Consider the following 18,748-nt stretch of genomic DNA (forward strand, 5'->3'; position numbering starts at 1 on the left):
GCCTTTCGCTGACGGCGTGGATCAGGGGACGTCCGTCGGGTCCCAGCTCGCGCGGAAGCCGACATCGAGCCCGTCGAGCGTGCGCATCGTGTCGGCGTCGAGCGCGAAGTCGAAGATCGCGCCGTTCTCGGCGATACGCGCGGGGGTGACCGACTTCGGCAGAACGACCAAGCCGTGCTGCACGGCCCAGCGCAGCATCACTTGCGCTGGTGTGCGCCCGGCCTTTGTCGCCGCGGAGACGATGTCTCTGTGCCCGAGCTTCACGCCCTGCGTGAGCGGGCTGTACGCCTGCACGAGGATCCGGTGCTTTGCGCAGAACGCGCGCAGCTCGCCCTGCCCGAGGAACGGGCTGAGCTCGACCTGGTTAATCGCCGGCACCACCGCGCTCTCGCCGAGGAGCTCCTCGAGGTGCCGCACGGTGTAGTTGCTGACGCCGATCGACCTCGCGAGGCCTTGCTTCTGCGCGTCGACGAGCGCGCGCCAGGTGTCGCTGCGCTTGCCGGTGACGGGAAAGTGAATGAGCACGAGATCGTAGGCGTCGAGCGCGGCTTCCTTGAGCGAGCGCTCGAGCGAACGCAGCGTCTTGTCACGACCCTGGTTGAAATTTGCGATCTTCGTCGTGATGAACACCGCGTCGCGCCCGAGGCCGCTCTTGCGCAACGCGCTGCCGACGTCCGCCTCGTTGGCATAGTACTGGGCGGTGTCGACGTGGCGATAGCCGAGGCGCAGCGCTTCGAGGACGGCGCCCTCGGTCTCTGCGCCGGGCGCCGATTGATACACCCCGAGCCCGAGCTGCGGAATGTGGCGACCGTCGATCATCTGCAGGCGTGGTGAATCGATCATTGGTGAACCCCCTGGTTTCGTCCATCGCTCGGCATGGTCGAGCGCGAGAGTGTGCTGGCGAAGTCGAGACGTTAGTGACGGTGAATGTCGGCGGCAAGAGCAGGAAAACTCCGTGGCGACTGTGCGACGGCCTCTATCCGTCGGATCACTTCCCCGTCACCGCAAGGCTGCGCCTTCAGCCCTGAATGCACAGCGTGTCCCGGGTGTATGACATGTGCTCCGACTCCGATTGCAGCGGGTGCTGCACGCGGAACGCGCAGCCGTCGGGGTACCTGATCGATATCGAGAAATACACCGCTCAGCGGTTCGGGGTCTCGGCGTCTGGACAGGTCGAGTGGAGGTGCCTCGACTGCAATTGACGGCCGCCTCGCCTGACCGGTGGCTCGGGCGCCGCCTTGCTCAGCCGCCGAGCGCCTTGTCGATCGCCTGCGTGAGCTTCGGGTCGTCCGGCGCCACGGACGACTCGAACCGCGCGATCACCGACCCGTCCTTGCCGATCAGGAACTTGGTGAAGTTCCACTTCACCTCACCGGCAGGCGCGGCTTGCGTGAGGAAGGCATAGAGGGGGTGCTTGCCGCCCCCCTTGACCGGGATCTTCGAGAACATGGGAAAGCTGACGCCGAACTTCGTGGAGCAGAAGGCGGCGATCTCGGCGTCGGTCCCCGGCTCCTGCGCGCCGAAATCGTTCGACGGGAAGCCGAGGACGGCGAAGCCGCGATCCTTGAGCCGGTCATGGAGCTCCTCGAGCCCCGCGTACTGCGGCGTATAGCCGCATTCCGATGCGGTGTTCACCACGAGCAGCACCTTGCCTCGGTAGTCACCGAGGGAGCGGTCCTGTCCGTCGATGGTCTTCATGGTGAAGTCGTAGAACGACATGGCCTTTCCTTCCTGAGCAGCGCCGGGCGTGTGCTCCGGCGAGGTGCGCTCGGCATCCCTCCCACAACCCGACACACAGGCGAGGGCGAGCGAGCTGATCAGGGCGAGTCCACACCGGAGCACGCGCGGCGAGCGTTCCATGGCGGTAGGGATAGACGCCCGTCCGGGCCGCGTCGAGCAGGAACGCGCTCCGCGTCGAGGCGACGCGGACGATCACGACGTCCGTCACGGGGACCTCGGGTGGGGCTGGTGTGGGGCGAGCTCCTCCTTCGCGAAAGCGGCTGCATCTCCCCGTTCAGACGGTGGCGAGACCAGTCGCCGCCGTCTGAACGGGGAGATGCAGCCGACCGTGCGCGCCGACCATCGCGGCCTCCCGGAGTCGCCGCTCGATGTGCTCGTGGAGCCCGCGCACCACGACACAGACCTGGATGCCATCCTGACGGATCTCGCGACCGCTGGAGCGATCCTCGGCGATCGGATACCCGCTGCAGCTTCCGAAGTACTTGCACCGGGAGCAATTGAGATCCATCCGCTCCTCGGCGGCGCGGCAGGATCGCTCCATGCGCTCCCCGGCCATGATGGCCGTGAGCGGGGTCGTGAAGAGGTTGCCGAGGCTGAAGGCAGGATCCCCATAGGGGTCGCCGAGGCTGTAACACTCCCCATCCGTATTCACCAGGATCGTGGGAGTCCAGGCGCGCTTGTCGAAGTACCTCGGCGGTGCGCCAGCGAGGTGGTCGACAACCACCCGGATGGCCTCGTCCACAGGCTCCACCTGGAGGTGTCCGTCGCTCTGCAGCCAGCGGTCTGCGACAGCGCAGAGGGCTCCCAGGATGTCACCGGTGTCGAGGTCAAAGCTGGCATTCTGCTCTGCAGTGGCGCCGTCGAACAGCGGGAGTAGCCGAAAGGGAATACGGGATTGCTCGAAGAAGCGGCAGATCTTGTCTACATGCTTCACGTTGCGCCTCGAGAGCACCGTGATGCAGCTGAACGCGATCCCCTCACGGCGGAGTACGTCCATGTGCTCCAGGACGCGGTCCTGCTGATCGCGGCCAGCGATGTTCACGCGAAGCCCCCCGAACACGTCGATGGAGACGCCTACGCTGTCGAAGCCGTCTCGCAGGAGGCGAAGCCGCGCGTCGTCGAGCACCGTGAGGTTGGTCTGGACGATGTTCGTCCTACCCAGCACATCGCCGAGCACGGCCTCCTGATCAGAGAGCGTGCTCCAGTAGAAGGCCGGATCGATCAGCAGCGGCTCTCCGCCATGCCAGATGAACCGGACGTCCGTGCGTCTCCCATCTCGCCCATCGATCGTCGTGTAGTAATCGCGGATGTGGCGGTAAACCTGTCGCAGTTGCTCGAGGCGCATCGACTCCTTGTTCCCGAGCTCCTCCATCTCGTAGCAGTACCTGCACCGCAGGTTGCAGAGCTTGGAGGTCTTCACGACGAACTGGACGAAGCGATCGGGCGGGCGTTCCATGATGGCGCGACGTGCTCCGAGGGCTCGAGGTGAGCCGCCTTCACGCCCCGGCACAAACCGAATTTCCTTGTGTCGGTGGGCTCCAGATTCAGCTCTTCTCCAGTCTTGCGAGCAGGGCGGCGAAAGAGCCGTCGAAAGCGCTCTCCTGCCGATCGCTCGTGAGCTTGCCCGCTGGCTTCGCGCATTCCCCGAATGCGCACTCTCCAGGCGTCAGCCACGATGGCAGCTCGGATGTCGGCGCATCCGCCATGTCTGCGATCCGGCCTGCTGCAGCGGAGGAGACATGGACGGGTTCGTCAGCGCTGACGCTCGCCGGAGGCACGGCCATGACGCTCGACACGGCGACTGACGCCGCGGTCAAGCGCGGAAGGTAGCGGTGCGTGTCGTGTTTCATGATTCTCGTCATTGGCTTTACTTCGCATTCACGCGAATCGCGCGAACGCCGTGGAGGTGTGCTCGCGGCGTGGCAGGCCGCGTGGAGGACCCGATCAAAGTCCGTGCCGACTGTCCTCGCCCAGCGGTCCGCCGCGACGTTCGATGCCGGAGCGTGCCGCGCCGCCTGTCACGCTGGGCTGCCGGGCACCCGCTAGCTTCCGTGGAATCGGGATGCGAGCGGACTCACGAAGGTGAAGGCGAGAGCCTGAGCCCGCACCGCACATGCACCCGCTCTGCTCGCCAGCGCCCAGGCTCGTCGGCCGGGAAGGGACGCCCCGCGCTGTCCGCGCGCGGCGCTCGTGCCAGCCCGGTTCACGGGCGGCGCCTCGACGTTGGACGGTAGGCCGGGATTACCCCATGGACGGCGCGGAAGAAGAGCTCAGCGCCCGGGCACCGGGCCGGCCACCTCATCGAGCTCATTCAGCGGGCTCGGCCGTTCGGATCGCCGCGTGGCTCGGGTGATGCGGACGTTGGCCCGACGCTGGCGCGCGACGACAGCGACCGGAGAGGCTCGAATGAACCGGGAACTTCTCGCTCCTAGGACAGTGTTGCAGGACCGCTACGAGCTCGTTGCTTTGCTCCGGGAGACCAGCCTCGTTGTGACGTACAAAGGGCGGCAGATCGACGGCGGGCGGCCGATCGTCCTCAAGCTCGTTCGCCTGGTCCCGCACGGAGGCTCCGTGGACATGGCGCGTCGCTACGGCACGCGCTTCTTGCGGGAGATGCACGTCTGCGCGCGCCTCCAGCATCCCAGCATCGCTCGGCCCATCGACTTCGGGCGGGCGGACGAAGGGCACCTGTACGCCGTCTTCGAGTTTGTGCCCGGGCGGAGCCTGGCCGAGCTGCTATCGGAGCGAGGCGCGCTCGATCCCCCGGAGGCGCGGCGGCTGATGCTCCGGGTCCTCGGCGCGCTCGACTGCGCGCACAGGCAGGGCATCGTTCACGGGGATCTTCGGCCGACCCACGTGATGATGGTGTCCGCGGGGGCGCCGGGTGACGCGCTCGTGCTCGACTTCGGCTTCGGGGCGGTCGCAGCGAGCGCGCGCGCGGCCAATGACAGCGCGCTCGCCCGGAGCAGCGAGGAGCTCCGGGGCTGGCAGGATTACGCGGCTCCGGAGCAACTCCGAGGCTCCCCGCCGACGGGGCGCTCGGACCTGTACGCCTGGGGCATCGTGTTCCTCGAGTGTCTTACCGGCCGGCGCAGCACCCCCGGCGGCTCGTCAGGTACAGGGATTGTGCTGCGGGATGGCCGCGAGCTGGCGCGGTTTCCCGATGCATTGCTCGACCACCCGCTCGGCGGGATCCTGAGGCGCGCGACGGTCGAGGACGTGGCAAGGCGAGAGGTCACGGCCGACGGGCTCTTGCGCGAGCTCGACACCTGCGAAGTGGACGGGCTGCGCAGGGAAGACCTGATCGACTCAGGCGCGCCGAGCGGCGCGGGGGCGAGGGGAGAGGAGGGCCGAGGCGTCCAGCAGGAGGGCAATCCAGGCGTCGGGCCTCCGGAGCCGCAGCAAGAGGGGCGCTCGATCTCGGCTGAATTTGCCATCGAAGATCCAGCGCACACCTTCCTGGTTACCCGCACCGCGCTCGTCGACCCGATGCCCGACGATCGAGCGCTTGGCGCCTCGACCGGTCCCCTGAAGGCCACGGAGGCGACGGTGGAGTCCATCGTGGATGCGGCGCCCGTGGCCGTCGGCAGCAGGATCAAGCATTATGAAATCATCCGCAAGCTGGGCCAGGGTGGCATGGGCGTCGTGTTCCTCGCTCGCGACACCAGGCTTGGCCGCCTGGTCGCGATCAAGCTACTTCTCAAGCTCAGCGGGGGCGGGATCAAGCGATTTCTCGCCGAGGCGCGGGCCACGGCGCGCTGCCGGCACGAGGGCATCGTGGTCATCCACGAGGTGGATGAGATCCTGGGATATCCCTACCTCGTGCTGGAGTACGTCAAGGGACCCACCCTGCGCGAGTGGATGAAGCAACGCCGGCACCCCGGCGCGCCCGATCTGTCCGGTGTCCACACGTCTCTCGCTCCAATGCCGCCTGCTGGCGTGGCCGAGCTCACGATTCCTGTTGTTCGCGCGCTGGTCTGTGCGCACGAGCTCGGGATCGTGCACCGCGATCTCAAGCCCGAGAACATCCTCCTGGATGACACCGGATGCATCAAGGTGCTGGATTTCGGCATCGCCAAGCAGATCGAGCCCAGGGCCGTGGCGATGATCACAGAGGAGCAGGCGGCGCTGACCCGACGCGTACGTCAACCTCGGAAGACCTCGATCCTCGGTACGCCTCAGTACATGTCACCCGAGCAGCTCCTGGGTAAGGACGTCGATCATCGCACCGACCTCTGGGCCGTGGGTATCATCCTGCACGAGCTCCTCACGGGAAAGCACCCGCTGGACCCATTTTCGCTCGCGCAGCTCGCGGGCATCGTGGACTTCGATGTTCCCATGCCCACCGTGAGAGAGAGCCACCCGGAGATGGGCGCGCTGATCGACCATTGCTTGAAGAAGCGCAGGAGCGAGCGGATCGGCTCGGCGAAGGAGCTGCTCGCCGAGCTGGAGTCGCTCCTGCCGAGCCGAAGGGCGCTCGCGCTCGGTGAGAACGAGAGCCCGTTCGCCGGCCTGTTCGCCTTCCAGGAGGCGGACGCCGCGCGCTTCTTCGGCCGCGATCGCGATATCACGGCGATGATGGCGCGCCTGCGCCATCAGCAGCTCGTGGCCGTCGCCGGGCCCTCCGGCGCTGGCAAGTCGTCATTCGTGCGCGCGGGCGTGATTCCTGCCTTGAAGCGCTCCGGGGACAGCTGGGAAGCGTTCATCTTGCGGCCAGGCCGCCGCCCGCTGTCCGCGCTCACCGACGTGCTCGTACAGGCCGCCGACACGGCGAGCGCCACGGACGAGCCCGAGCTCGATCACGATCGGCTTTCCGTCACGATGCGCAGCCAGCCAGGCTATCTGGGCGCGGCGCTGCGCGCGCGCTGTCGCCGCGAGGGGCCGGAGCATCGCGTCCTGCTCTTCGTCGATCAGTTCGAGGAGCTCTACACGCTCGGCGCCGCGCCCGAGGATCGGGCCGCGTTCGTCGCCTGTCTGGAAGGGGCCGCCGACGATGCCTCGTCGCCCGTGCGCGTCCTGCTCGCGATCCGCTCGGACTTCCTCGATCGCATGGCCGAGGACCGCCAGTTCATCAAGGACTTGACCCGCGGGCTCTGGTTCCTTCCACCGATGGGGCGCGAGGGGCTGCGCGACGCCTTGACGCGGCCGCTCGAGGCCGCCGGGTATCGCTTCGAGAAGGTGGAGATGGTCGAGGACATGCTCCGCTCGCTGGAGAGCACGCCGAGCCCCTTGCCGCTCTTGCAGTTTGCAGCCACGAAGCTGTGGGAGGCGCGGGATCACGGGCGCCGGCTTCTGACGCAGGAGAGCTACCATCAGCTCGGTGGCATGCCTGGTGCCCTGTCCGCCCATGCGGATGCGGTGTTCTCGGCGCTGCCGGTGCGCGAGCAGCGGCTGGCTCGGGCGGTGTTCTTGCGCCTGGTCACGCCCGAGCGCACGCGCGCGCTGGTGAGCCTCGACGAGCTCTGCGAGCTCGTGCAGGACAGCGAAGGCAATGCCTCCAAGGCGATCGCGGCGGTGGTCCAGCACCTGGCCGACGCGCGGCTCCTGCTCATCGAGACCGGCGGGGAGCGCGAGGGCACGACCGTGGAGCTGGTCCACGAATCCTTGATCAACCGATGGGGCAAGCTCGGGCAGTGGCTCGCCGATAGCCAGCAAGACGCACGGGTGCTGGCCCGGTTGCGGGCCGCGGCCGATCAGTGGGAGACGAGCGGGCAAGCGGAGGGGCTGCTCTGGCGCGGTCGTGCGGCGGAGGACGCCCGAGCGTGGTACGAGCGGCGCCGCGCTGCGCAGGGCGCCGACTGGCGCATCGGGATCGGCAAGCGGGAAGAGCGATATCTCCTGGCCGTCGTGGCGCTCTGCGAGGGCGCGCGCCGCCTGCGCTGGCGGCTCGCGACGGGCGCGCTCACCGCGCTCGCCGCGATCGCGGTCATGATCTCGTACCTGGCCGTTCGCGCCGAGCAGCAGGCCACGCGCGCCGATCAGGAAGCGGAGCGTGCGCGGGCCGAGGCTCTCCAGGCGCGCAACGCCACCCGGATGGCCACAGCACGTGAGCTGCAGGCGGATCCCACGAGCGTGCTCGCGATCGTGCGCGAGCTCGAGCCGCCCGACATGCCGCGAGAGTGGGCCGTGCTCGCACACTGGGCGTTACACAGCCGGATCGCTCGCGTGGTGCTCATCCATGCAGATGCGGTCCTGTTCGCGGGCTTCAGCCCCGACGGCCGGCGCATCGTCACGGGGTCGTATGACAAGACCGTGCGGGTGTGGAACGCCGACGGCTCAGGCGAGCCGCTGGTCCTTCGCGGTCACGAGGAGCCGGTCCAGTCCGCCGCGTTCAGCCCCGATGGCACGCGCATCGTCACCGTGTCGCAGGACAGGACCGCCCGTGTGTGGAACGCCGACGGCTCAGGCGAGCCGCTGGTCCTTCGGGGTCACGAGGATCGGCTCTCTTCGGCAGCGTTCAGCCCCGACGGTAAGCGCATCGTCACCGGGTCATGGGACAAGACGGCGCGTGTGTGGAACGCTGACGGCTCTGGCGAGCCGCTGGTCCTTCGCGGTCACGAGGGTTGGGTCTATTCGGCAGCGTTCAGCCCAGATGGCAAGCGCATCGTCACCGGCTCGCAGGACAGGACCGTGCGTGTGTGGAACGCCGACGGCTCTGGCGAGCCGCTGGTCCTTCGCGGTCACGAGGATCGGGTCTATTCGGTAGCGTTCAGCCCCGATGGCAAGCGCATCGTCACTGGATCATGGGACAAGACCGTGCGTGTGTGGAACGCTGACGGCTCTGGCGAGCTCCTGGTTCTTCGCGGCCACGAGGGCTGGGTCCGGTCGGCGGCGTTCAGCCCCGATGGCAAGCGCATCGTCAGCGGGTCATGTGACAAGACCGCTCGGGTGTGGAACGCCGACGGAACAGGCGAGCCCCTCGTCCTTGGTGGCCACGAGGATTGCGTCGTTTCGGCGGTATTCGATGATGACGGCAAGCGCATCGTCACCGGGTCGCACGACAAGACGGCGCGGGTGTGGAACACCGACGGCGCCGACGATCCCCTGGTCCTTCGGGGCCACAAGGCGCTGGTCTGGGGGGTGGCGTTCAGCCCTGACGGCATGCGCATTGTCTCCGCGTCCGAGGACAAGACCATGCGCGTGTGGAACGCCGACGGCTCGGGCAAGCCCCTGGTTCTTCGTGGTCATCAAGGTGGGGTCTATTCTGCGACGTTCAGCCCTGACGGCATGCGCATTGTCGCCGCGTCGGACGACGCGACCGCGCGGGTGTGGAACGCCGACGGACAAGGCAAGCCCCTGGTTCTTCGTGGTCACGAGGGTTGGGTCTATTCTGCGGCGTTCAGCCCAGATGGCAGGCGCGTTGTCACCGGGTCGCAGGACAACACCGCGCGGGTGTGGAACGCCGATGGAACAGGTGAACCCTTGGTCCTTCGTGGTCACGAGGACCGGGTCTACTCGGTGGCGTTCAGCCCCGATGGCAAGCGCGTCGTCACCGGGTCGCAGGACAAGACGGCGCGGGTATGGAACGCCGATGGAACAGGCGAGCCCTTGGTCCTTCGTGGTCACGAGGATCGGGTGTACTCGGTGGCGTTCAGCCCCGATGGGAAGCGCATCGTCACCGGCTCATGGGACAAGACAGCGCGGGTGTGGAACGCCGACGGAACAGGCGAGCCCTTGGTCCTCCGTGGTCACAAACACTGGATCATGGCGGCGGCGTTCAGCCCCGATGGCAAGCGCATCGTCACCGGGGCGCAGGACCAGACCATTCGGGTGTGGAACGCCGACGGAGCAGGCGAGCCCCTCATCCTTCGCGGCGCCAATTCTGCGATCAACTCCGTGGCGTTCAGCGCTGATGGCAAGCGCATCGTCAGCGCGTCCGACGATGCGGCCGTACGCGTGTGGACCGATCTCGAGCCGCTCCGTGGCGTCGATGATCCCAAGCTGTGGACGGCGACCACCTATTGCATGCCGATCGAGGCGAGGACCGAGCTCCTTCGAATGCCCGAAGCGATGGCGCGCGCAGGTCGGGAAGCATGCCTGCGTCACGTCGAGGAGACACGCGCGGCTGCCCTGTGATCCCCGCCGGACCGGAGTCGACTGGTTGCGAGCCGCCGCCGCCGTCACTTCTTCGTCAGCGCGTTGTAGCTGGTGATGAGGTTGCGGTAGTCGGGGATGTGGTTCGAGAACAGCGTCGCCAGTCCCTCGATGTCGTTCCGCCAGTCGCGGTGCAGCTCGCAGGCGACGCCGAACCACGTCATGAGCTGCGCGCCGGCTTGCGACATGCGATCCCAGGCGGAGTGCCGGGTGATCTCGTTGAACGTCCCGGACGCGTCCGTGACGACGAAGACCTGAAAACCCTCCTCGATCGCCGACAGCGCGGGGAAGGCCACGCAGACCTCGGTCACGACGCCCGCGATGATGAGCTGCTGCTTGCCCGTGGCCTTGACGGCTTTGACGAAGTCCTCGTTGTCCCACGCGTTGATGTTGCCGGGGCGCGCGATGTACGGCGCGTCCGGGAACTGCTCCTTCAGCTCCGGCATGAGCGGGCCATTGGGGCCGGACTCGAAGCTGGTCGTGAGGATCGTCGGCAGCTTGAAGTACCTCGCGAGATCGGAGAGCGCGAGCACGTTGTTCTTGAACGTGTCCGGCTGGATGTCGCGCACGAGCGACAAAAGTCCCGCCTGATGATCGACCAGCAACACGGCGGCGTTGTTCTTGTCGAGTCGAACGTACGGCTTGGTCATGGGCTGTCTCCTCTTCTCTCGTCGTGGGTGATGCGTCTGCGTGGCTCGACGCCCGAGCATGGAAGCCGTTCAATCGTCCAGGTGGCCGAACTTGCCGCTCGCGAAGTCGGCGAACGCCTGCTGGATCTCTTGCGCGCTGTTCATGACGAACGGGCCGTACTGGACGATGGGCTCGTCGATCGGCTCGCCGCTCAGGACGAGCAGGTGGGCCTCCGATCCGGCCTCGATGAGCAAGCGCTCGCCGGCGTTCTCGAACACCGCGAGGTCGTGCGCCGCGGCATGCGCTCCGTTGACTGCAATGTCGCCTTTCATGACGAGCAGGCCCAGGTTATGGCGCGCCGGGAAGGCGAGCTCGACCCTGCCTCGCGCGTTCAAGCGGACGTCGAAGAGTTCGATCTTCGTGAACGTCTGCGCGGGGCCCTTCACGCCCTGGTATTCGCCTGCGACGACCCGGACGGAGCCCGCGTTCTCGGGGAGCGTCACGATGCCCATCCGATCGCTGGTGATGCTTTGATACCGAGGCGGCGACATCTTGTGCGCCTTGGGCAGATTCACCCAGAGCTGCGCCATCTGGAACGGGCCGCCGCGGCGCGCGTAGCTCTCTTCGTGGTACTCCTTGTGAAGGACCCCGGACGCCGCCGTCATCCATTGCACGTCGCCCGGACCGATCACGCCGCCGCCGCCCGCGCTGTCGTGGTGCGCGACGCTCCCTTGCCAGGCGAGCGTGACCGTCTCGAAGCCTCGGTGGGGATGCACGCCGACGCCCCGCGGACTCGCCGTCGGCGCGTACTCGTACGTCGGGTGATAATCCAGCAGCAGAAACGGGTTCAGCTTTTGCGCGGCCTCCGGAATCGCCGAAAAGAACCCCGCGACCCGGAAGCCGTCGCCCACCCAGTGCAGGCCAGGGGCCCGGTAGATTCCCTCGATCGTTCGGAGCTCGGACCGCGCTGCTCGGGTGGCGCTCGTCCGCGTCTGCATCGTAGTCGTGGTGGTCATGGCTGCGTTCTCCTGACACCAGGAGGAATAGACATGCCGAGCCCGTAGAACAATGCGCAACAGCTGGAAGAACTGTTCCGAAATTTGGAACAATTGTGTCACATGCGGGCGACCACGCTCGGCGTGGTGGACAGCACGAGGCGCTCGCGGAGCAGGTCGAGGAACGCTACCACCTTCGGCGAGAGGTGCCGTGTGCTCGGATAGAGCGCGAACACGGGCACCTCGGGCGCCGACCAGGACGGGAGCACCGGCATGAGCCGCCCCGCGGCGAGGTCTTCCGCGCACAGGTACTCTGGCAAGAGGGCGACGCCGAAACCGGCGCGGGCGACCGAGCGAAGCATCTCGTAGTCGTTGACGACGAGCCGCGGGTGAACCGTGATCTCGGCGATCTTGGGCCCCGACCTGAGCTCCCAGGAGCTTCCCTCCGGCGCGAACACGATGCACGGGTGGTCCGCGAGCTCGGCAATGTCGTTCGGCTCGCCGAGCGCCCTCTTGACCTCGGGCGCAGCGACCAGACGGCGCCGCACGGCTCCGAGACGCCGGGCGACGAGGCTCGTGTCCGGCGTGGTGCCGGCCCGCAGCGCGAGGTCGAAGCGCTCCTCGACGACGTCGACCTTGCGGTCGGTGCAGACAAGGTCGACCTGGACATCGGGGAAGAGACGCAGGTATTCGGCGAAGATCGGCCCGAGGACGGAGAACGCGAGCGGGGCCGTCACCCGCATGAGCCCCCGGGGCGTCGACTGGAGCTGCGAGACCGCGAGCTCCGCCTCCTCGAGCGCGGCGACGATGCGAACGCAGTGCTCGTAGTAGACGCGACCGACGTCCGTGAGGCTCAAGGTTCGCGTGGTCCGCTGGAGCAGCCGCGCGCCGACGCGCGACTCGAGATCGGAGATCTTCCGGCTCACTGTCGACTTCGGCATCCCGACGGCGGTCGCCGCCGCCGTGAAGCTGCCTCCCTGAACGACCCTCGTGAAGAGGACGATCTCGTCGAGAGCGACGCTGGGCAGGCGAGGGTCCATGGCGGGACAATCTACGCAAGATGCGCGGATTGTGCCAAGGCAGCGCGGGGAGGCTCACAGGCCGACGCGCTCGACGCGCACCCTCACGTCGGCGGCCGCCAGCGCCGCGTCGCCGCCCGCCGCCCCTGCGCCGCGCTCCACCGAGCCGCCCGCGATCTCCGCGATGAGGAGCGGCCCCGTCGCCTTCACGATGCGGCGGGCCTGGTCCAGCACGCGCGCCCTCTCTTCCTCCGTCGCGCCGGCGAGGACACCGCTGAGGATGACCCCGCAGGCGCGGTTCGCCGGCAGCGCGGCGAGCCCGGCGACGGTCGTCGCGCGGGCCGCGAGGCCGCACACCTGCGCCACGTCGCGCGCGAGCAGCTCGGCCGCCTCGCCGACCACGACGACGCCGCCGTACAGGCCGCGCAAGGCGGGGGCGGCGACCGCCCTCACGCCGCGCACGAGCCGCGCGCGCGCCTCGATCGCGCCGGGCGAGCAGTCCGGCAGGCGCTCCGCCGCCGGCGCGTCCGGGGCAGCCGCCATGACGGCCGGCGACAGCGCCGCCCGGATCGCGGCGAGCCGCGCCCGCCACCACCGCGCGCCATGACCGATCTCCCGGGCGCGGCGCTCGCGCTCTTCCCGCCCTCGATGGACGTGGACATGAAACGCCTCCGTGGCGGCCTTCTGCGGCTGGCGCAGGGCGCGAACGCTCGTGAGCAGGCGCATCTCGATGAGGTCCGCGCGGCGCACGCCCTCCAGGAGATCGACGAAGGCTCCCTTCTCGGCGCCACCGCCGATGAACCACTCGTCGAAGCCGCCGAGCGCATCGACGAGGCCTCGCCAGACGATGGGCAGCCCGTCGCGCACATCGCAGAGCGGCTCGGAGCCCGGGGCGCCGGGGCGGGGCCGATCGCCGTCGGCGCCGGGCACGCCGCCGTCGAGCGGCGTGGCCGAGAGGAGCGGGGCGAGCCCCTCGACCGCACCCGAGGCCGCCCAGGCGGCCGAGCGCTCGATCCACGCGGCCGGCGGCGATGCGACGCGGGCCAGCGCCGGCGTGAACACGGCCGGCACGCCGCGCGCGAGCGCCGCGTCGTGCTCCGAGAGCGCATGCTCGACCGCCTCGGGCGGGAGCAGGACATCGGCGTCCAGAAACCAGATCAACGGCGCCCGCGCGGCGCGGAAGCCCGCGTTCCTGGCATGGCTGCAGTGCGGGAACTGCCCGCGCGGGCGCGGGCTGTCGACGATCTCGACCCGGAAGGGGTGAGAGCCCGGCTCCGCCGCGGCGCGGATGGCGCCGCCCGGGTCGCCGCCGTCGCACACCACCACGACCTCGAAGGACGACGGGGCGGAGGTCTGCGCGCGCAGCGCGAGCACGGCGCGCCGCAGGAGGGGCGCGGTCGACGCCTGGCACGGGATCACGAGGGCGATGCGCGGCGGAGCGGCGCTCGTCGCGCGAGCCTCCGCAGCCGGGCCGGGCGCGCCGGCCGCATCGCCCGCGGCGCCGCCTCCGACGGCCGCGTCGCCCGCGGACGCGCCGCTTCTGCCCGCACCCGCCGCGGAGCCGCCCCTCAGCGCCGGCCGCTCGCCGAGCACCTCCCACAAGCTCGCGAGGCACCGCTCGCGCTCGCTCAGGTACGCGTCCCGCGCCGCTTCCTGGATGCGCCGGAGATCCGCCTCGGTGAACGCCATGCAGCGCTCGACCGCATCGCGCACGTCCTCCGGAGCCACCGCGTGGGTGCGCACGAGGCCCTGCGCGCCGTGCGGCGCGGCCGGCATGCGCAGCGCACAGCCGTCGATCTCGCTCATCGCCTCGGTGTCAGGCACGAGGACGGCGGCGCCGACCGACAGGCCCTCATGGAGCGCGTGGCCCCAGCCCTCGTACCGAGACGGACAGAGGTGGAATCGAGACGCGTTCTGATAAAAGCGAAGCCGCCGCTCGTCGACGCGCCCCGCGAACTCGACGTTCCGCGGCCTGAGCGGCCAGCCGAGCGAGGACACGACCGTCAGCGGATACGGGATGCGGTGGCGCTCCCAGGCCAGAAGCACGGAGTCCGTGCCCTTCGCGTCGGAGCCGCCAGGGACGTGCAGGAAGCGCCGCGCCCGAGGCACGGCCGGGTCCCAGCGGTCCTCCGAGAAGAAGCCGACGTGGCGGGCCCGCGGCGTGAGCGGGGCGAAGTGCGACAGCGCGTCCCGGGTCTTGCACAGGACGAGCTCGAAATCGTCGAGCGCGGACCGGGCCTCCGGCCGCCACCACTCGGCGTTCGGGATCAGCCAGCGGCGCGGCGCGCCCTCGGCGAGGCGCGGCTCGTAGACCTCGAGGAAGATGACGAGATCGGCGCCCCCCACGCCTTCGGGACGCTGGAAGTGAACCCCGGTGACCCGGTGACCCCAGCTCTCCAGGAGGCTGCCGAGAAGACGGTAGTCGCGCTCGAGCCCCTTGCCGTTGTCGATGTTGGTGACGATGTGGATCTGCATCGGAAGCATCCCGTCGAATTTTTCGGGAAGATTCACAGGGAGGCGGGGAGGCGGGGAGAAGGGGAATGAAATTCCATCAATCTCCCCGTCTCCCCGCCTCCCTGTTCAATTCTCTGTCAAATGAGGGGGATTCGTCATCTCAGCCCGATACGCCCGGCCAGGCCGGCGCCGCGAGGGCCCGCCACCAGGCCAGGGTCACACCCAGCCCCTCAGCCCCGCGTGGTGCTCGCCGAGGATGCCGAGCATCTGGCGCATGCGGTGCACATACGTGAAGCTCGCCTTGACGCGCGCGTGCCCGGCCCGCCGGATCGCCTCGCGCTCGTCGTCGTGCTTCACATAATAATCGATGAGGCGCCGCAAGGCCGCGAAATCGCCGAACGGATAGAAGACCACGTGCTCGCGATCCCGGAACTCCTCCTCCAGGCCGAAGATGTAGGGGTGGATCATGAAGCCCCCCCGGCCGAGCGTCTCGTAGATGCGATCGGACCAGTAATGCGGGTGATCGAAGCCGACACACAGGCTGTCGCCCACGACGATCTTCGAGGAGGCGTACAGGCGGTTGAGGGCGTCGCCGCGCACGCAGCTCTCCGGTGAGCCGTGCTTCACGAAGCGCCGGCCGTACGTCTCCGACAGGAAATCCACGAGACGCCTCCGATAAGGCCACTCCGGATGATAATCGTACGAGCCCACGAAGCAGACGTCGGCCGCGACGCCGGGGTCGACCTCCGCGAGATAACACTCGGCGCCGTACACGCCCGGCTTGAGGTAATGGTGGCGTATCCCCTGCGCCCGGAAGAACGCCTCGCTCCCGCCGTCGGGCGTGAACACGTGCTGCGTGCGCCAGAACGGGTCGAGGCGGAGATCGCGGCCGCGCGAGAGGCCGGCGTACAGGTCGAGGTGGTACGAGGCCGTCGGGATGGGCAGCTGGGTGATCCAGCGCAGCGCGTCGCCGCGCAGGCCCCAGGTGCGGGTGTAGAGCAGCAGATCGACGTCGCGCGCCATGCCGTCGAGCTCGCCCAGGGTGAACGCGTTCTCCTGGGCCTGGACGACGTCGACGCCGAGCTCTCGCAGGCTCTCGCCGACGTGGTTCTCGGTCGAGAACGACGGGCCGAAATTGCCGATGTACAGGATGCGACGGCGCATGGGCGAGGGGGCCACGACGGCGGCGCCCGTCAGGGACGCGGGTCCAGCGGCCACGTGGCCACGAGCGCGCGCGCGTCGGGCGTGCGCGCCTTCGAGAGCACCGCGAGCGTCACGGTGCGATCCGTGACCAGCACGCACGGCGCCGAGAACGTCGCTGGATCGGCGCCGCCGGCGTCCACGGGGAGCACGCGGAACGCGGCGCCCGGGGCCGGCCGGTGCGCGACGAGAAGATGGGCGGCGGAGGTCGCGACGATCACGAGCCCGCCGCCCGCGCGGTCGGCGTCGATCTCGAAGACGCGGCGGTCGCCGAACGGCGCGTCCTCGGCGCCGGCAGCGCCGTACGCCGCATCGCGGGCCGAGACGCTCACGGTGCCGGGCAGCGCGCCGCCGCGCGAGGCGCCGGGGGCGACGCGCTTGCACACCGCCGTGGGGCCCGGCGACCCGGCGAGGACCACGACATCGATGCACTCGCCGATCGGGTGGTCCACCGAGCCGCCGGCCGCCGCGGCCTCCAGCACGACCGCCGTCGCGTTGTCGACAACGGCGGACACGGCGCCCGGCGCGCCGGGGGAGGGCGCGGGGAGCGAGCCGGCGCCCGCGCCGCGCACGAACCGAGGCCCGCTGAAGCTCGCAAACGGCCGGTGCGCCGTGAGCGAGGTGCGGACACCGGAGGCGCCGTCGAGCCGGACCAGCGCGTTCACCGCGCCGCCCGCGACCTCCACCACGAACGACAGCGCGCCGCCGTCCGCCGCCGCGGCGTCCCAGCGGGGCAGCGCGGGCAAGAGCTGCGGGATCGTGGCGACGGCGCCCGACGGACCGCGGCCCGCGAGCGGCAAGGCCCAGATGTCCGTGCGGTGCGGCGGGGCCGCGCTGTGCGTCGACGACGCGAGCAGCACCGGCGCCCCGTCGAGCGCGACGAGGCGCAAGGCGTCCGCGAGCGGGGCGTCGGGCAGCGCGGCGGGAGAGAGCGCGAGAGACGGAGGGGGCGTTTCGTTCATGGGCGCAGATCCGGGGGCGGGGCGACACGCGGCGGCGGCGAGACAGACGAGGAGCGCGGGCGCGGGAGGCCCGCGCCGTGGCCTCCTGGGGGTGCTGGTCGAGAGGGGCGAGGGCATGCCGGTCGACCTCCGCGCCGCGCTAGATGCGGGCGTTCGTGCGCATGTTCCACAGCTGCACGAGGGCCTGCGGGTTCGACGATTTCGGATAGCCGGCGAGCGCGGCAGCGAACAGCCCGTCGATCGCGCCGGTCTCCCACGTGGCCGCGTCGGCGAACGGCCCGCCGCCGTACGAGGGGTCATAGAGCTGGCCGCCGTGCACGACGATGAAATGGTTGAAGAACGCGGGCGGGGGCTCGGGGTTCCGCTGGCCGGGGATCCCCGGCAGGTTGACAACGTCGGTCCACATGCGGTGGGTCCACGGGGCGGGCTGCGTGGCCGCGTTCCACTGCCAGTTCTTCACGAGGAACCCTTGTGATCCCGAGGTCCACGCCGGCACCGTGACGACGACCACCACCTTGTCGGCGCTGGTGATGCCGTGGACCTTGAGCATGTCGATGAAGAACTCGGCCCACGAGCCGCACTGCCCGCTGCCGTCGGCGCTCGCGAGGAGCAGGCGGGTGTTCGTGCAGGTGGTCGTGTTCGGGTTCCAGTACGTGAGGCCCACGCCGTCGCGCTTGCGCGTGAGCGCCCGCGTCGCGAAGGGCGCGAAGCTCTGCGACACGACGCGCCCCTCGGTCGTCTCGCCCTGGGCCGCGCGGCACGAGATGTCCACGAGCGTCCAGTGGACCGTGCCGGCCGGCGCGCCGAGCACCGCGTAGACGAGGTGCGCCGTCGTGCCCGCGCCGACCCAGCCGGTGCCGGCGGCGTTCGCCTCCCACGCGATCGTCAGCGGATCGTAGCAGGCGACGACGTTCGGCAGCGGCGCGCTGCTCGTCATCGAGGGCGTGGAGACGTCGACCGACCCGGGCGACACGCTGACCGTGCACGTCCATTCGAGCGTCACGCCGCCGGCCATGGCGCGGCCGCGCAGCTGCACGGACTCGGTCCCGGTGGGCGGCCGGAGCACGCGCAGCACCACGGCGAGCGGGACACGCGCGCCGCGGACGTAGCAGACCGGCGATTGATCCGCCGCCTGCCGGGTGCTCAGCCACTCGGGGGAGGCGAAGTTCCCGAGGGAGTCCCGCTCCACCGCGTGGTTCGCCGTGAAATCGACCTGGATCACGCCGACGAGCGCGTGGACGACGTCGGGTGCCTTCGGCGACGGCTGCACCGGCGGCGGCACCTCGAGCGGCCTGCGCGCCTCGGGGGCGCGCGGCGGCGGGCCGCGGAAGGCGAGGATGCACCCCGTCCGGAGCAGCTCGGCGACGCGCTCGCGGAGCAGGTCGAGCTCGCGCGCCGCGTCGAGCGACACGATGCCGGCGCCCGCGGCGCACAGCTCGCTCAGCAGATCGACGCGCTCGCGGTCCGGCTCCTCCGAAGGGAACCACGCGGGCACCTCGAGGGCGGCCAGGTGCGGCTCGATCGGCTCCGCGCCCTCGGGCAGGACCGCGCCGGCTGCGCGGACGAAGCCGACGTCTCCGTACGCATCGACGACCTGCCAGACGTTGCCCATGAATCCGCGCGATCCGCTGTCCGCTGTTCCCCCGGCGCCCGA

General features: G+C 69.7%; 13 protein-coding genes. 2 read left to right on the forward strand and 11 right to left on the reverse strand.

The annotated features are described in order from the left end of the window. Positions 1 to 21: 21 nt before the first annotated feature. On the reverse strand, positions 22 to 843 hold the full coding sequence (locus WME97_RS44670) for an aldo/keto reductase (protein WP_437547165.1): 822 nt from the start codon (positions 841 to 843) through the stop codon (positions 22 to 24). Positions 844 to 1,055: 212 nt separating this feature from the next. Between WME97_RS44670 and WME97_RS44675 the strand changes: the two genes are divergently transcribed. After that, positions 1,056 to 1,202 carry a hypothetical protein gene (locus WME97_RS44675; protein ID WP_437547167.1) on the forward strand — a complete coding sequence of 49 codons (147 nt, stop codon included), beginning with the start codon at positions 1,056 to 1,058 and terminating at the stop codon, positions 1,200 to 1,202. Positions 1,203 to 1,242: 40 nt separating this feature from the next. On the opposite strand, the gene WME97_RS44680 is transcribed toward WME97_RS44675, so the two are convergent. The 3 genes from WME97_RS44680 to WME97_RS44690 all read right to left on the reverse strand — a co-directional run bounded on the left by WME97_RS44680 (position 1,243) and on the right by WME97_RS44690 (position 3,590). Next, positions 1,243 to 1,719, reverse strand: coding sequence for a glutathione peroxidase (locus WME97_RS44680; RefSeq protein ID WP_437555618.1), 477 nt, complete (start codon positions 1,717 to 1,719; stop codon positions 1,243 to 1,245). Between the two features lie 295 nt (positions 1,720 to 2,014). Continuing rightward, complete coding sequence (locus WME97_RS44685) at positions 2,015 to 3,196, reverse strand: radical SAM protein (protein WP_437547169.1); 1,182 nt, start codon at positions 3,194 to 3,196, stop codon at positions 2,015 to 2,017. A gap of 88 nt (positions 3,197 to 3,284) precedes the next feature. Further along, complete coding sequence (locus WME97_RS44690) at positions 3,285 to 3,590, reverse strand: hypothetical protein (RefSeq protein ID WP_437547171.1); 306 nt, start codon at positions 3,588 to 3,590, stop codon at positions 3,285 to 3,287. 586 nt (positions 3,591 to 4,176) lie between these two features. On the opposite strand from WME97_RS44690, the gene WME97_RS44695 reads away from it, so the two are divergent. Continuing rightward, entirely contained in the window at positions 4,177 to 9,816 is a 5,640-nt protein-coding gene (locus tag WME97_RS44695) for an nSTAND1 domain-containing NTPase (protein WP_437547172.1), read from the forward strand. A gap of 44 nt (positions 9,817 to 9,860) precedes the next feature. Here WME97_RS44695 and ycaC read toward each other — a convergent pair whose 3' ends face one another. The 7 genes from ycaC to WME97_RS44730 all read right to left on the reverse strand — a co-directional run bounded on the left by ycaC (position 9,861) and on the right by WME97_RS44730 (position 18,706). Continuing rightward, on the reverse strand, positions 9,861 to 10,484 hold the full coding sequence (gene ycaC, locus WME97_RS44700) for an isochorismate family cysteine hydrolase YcaC (protein WP_437547174.1): 624 nt from the start codon (positions 10,482 to 10,484) through the stop codon (positions 9,861 to 9,863). Between the two features lie 69 nt (positions 10,485 to 10,553). After that, a complete protein-coding gene (locus WME97_RS44705) occupies positions 10,554 to 11,480 on the reverse strand; it encodes a pirin family protein (protein ID WP_437547176.1) in 927 nt (308 codons plus the stop codon). A 98-nt stretch (positions 11,481 to 11,578) separates the two neighbouring features. Then, the gene (locus WME97_RS44710; RefSeq protein ID WP_437547178.1) at positions 11,579 to 12,499 is read right to left on the reverse strand and encodes a LysR family transcriptional regulator; all 921 of its coding nucleotides are present in this window, start codon (positions 12,497 to 12,499) and stop codon (positions 11,579 to 11,581) included. Positions 12,500 to 12,553: 54 nt separating this feature from the next. Next, positions 12,554 to 14,953: a glycosyltransferase gene (locus tag WME97_RS44715; RefSeq protein ID WP_437547180.1), complete on the reverse strand. Its 2,400-nt coding sequence runs from the start codon at positions 14,951 to 14,953 to the stop codon at positions 12,554 to 12,556. A 195-nt stretch (positions 14,954 to 15,148) separates the two neighbouring features. Continuing rightward, positions 15,149 to 16,096, reverse strand: a complete 948-nt coding sequence (locus WME97_RS44720) for a glycosyltransferase family protein (protein ID WP_437547182.1) — start codon at positions 16,094 to 16,096, stop codon at positions 15,149 to 15,151. A 29-nt stretch (positions 16,097 to 16,125) separates the two neighbouring features. Further along, positions 16,126 to 17,094 carry a hypothetical protein gene (locus WME97_RS44725; RefSeq protein ID WP_437547184.1) on the reverse strand — a complete coding sequence of 323 codons (969 nt, stop codon included), beginning with the start codon at positions 17,092 to 17,094 and terminating at the stop codon, positions 16,126 to 16,128. Between the two features lie 139 nt (positions 17,095 to 17,233). Continuing rightward, positions 17,234 to 18,706, reverse strand: coding sequence for a hypothetical protein (locus WME97_RS44730; protein WP_437547186.1), 1,473 nt, complete (start codon positions 18,704 to 18,706; stop codon positions 17,234 to 17,236). Positions 18,707 to 18,748 lie beyond the last annotated feature (42 nt).

Source organism: Sorangium sp. So ce367 (genome assembly GCF_051520455.1).
In the GTDB taxonomy this organism is placed as follows: domain Bacteria; phylum Myxococcota_A; class Polyangia; order Polyangiales; family Polyangiaceae; genus Sorangium; species Sorangium cellulosum_B.

Bases quoted from the DNA above. Each gene is read 5' to 3' on its own strand.
- WME97_RS44730 (WP_437547186.1), bottom strand. From the start codon at position 18,706: ATGGGCAACGTCTGGCAGGTCGTCGATGCGTACGGAGACGTCGGCTTC.
- WME97_RS44710 (WP_437547178.1), bottom strand. From the start codon at position 12,499: ATGGACCCTCGCCTGCCCAGCGTCGCTCTCGACGAGATCGTCCTCTTC.
- WME97_RS44690 (WP_437547171.1), bottom strand. From the start codon at position 3,590: ATGAAACACGACACGCACCGCTACCTTCCGCGCTTGACCGCGGCGTCA.
- WME97_RS44680 (WP_437555618.1), bottom strand. From the start codon at position 1,719: ATGTCGTTCTACGACTTCACCATGAAGACCATCGACGGACAGGACCGC.
- WME97_RS44675 (WP_437547167.1), top strand. From the start codon at position 1,056: ATGTGCTCCGACTCCGATTGCAGCGGGTGCTGCACGCGGAACGCGCAG.
- WME97_RS44715 (WP_437547180.1), bottom strand. From the start codon at position 14,953: ATGCAGATCCACATCGTCACCAACATCGACAACGGCAAGGGGCTCGAG.
- WME97_RS44720 (WP_437547182.1), bottom strand. From the start codon at position 16,096: ATGCGCCGTCGCATCCTGTACATCGGCAATTTCGGCCCGTCGTTCTCG.
- WME97_RS44685 (WP_437547169.1), bottom strand. From the start codon at position 3,196: ATGGAACGCCCGCCCGATCGCTTCGTCCAGTTCGTCGTGAAGACCTCC.
- ycaC (WP_437547174.1), bottom strand. From the start codon at position 10,484: ATGACCAAGCCGTACGTTCGACTCGACAAGAACAACGCCGCCGTGTTG.
- WME97_RS44725 (WP_437547184.1), bottom strand. From the start codon at position 17,094: ATGAACGAAACGCCCCCTCCGTCTCTCGCGCTCTCTCCCGCCGCGCTG.
- WME97_RS44670 (WP_437547165.1), bottom strand. From the start codon at position 843: ATGATCGATTCACCACGCCTGCAGATGATCGACGGTCGCCACATTCCG.
- WME97_RS44705 (WP_437547176.1), bottom strand. From the start codon at position 11,480: ATGACCACCACGACTACGATGCAGACGCGGACGAGCGCCACCCGAGCA.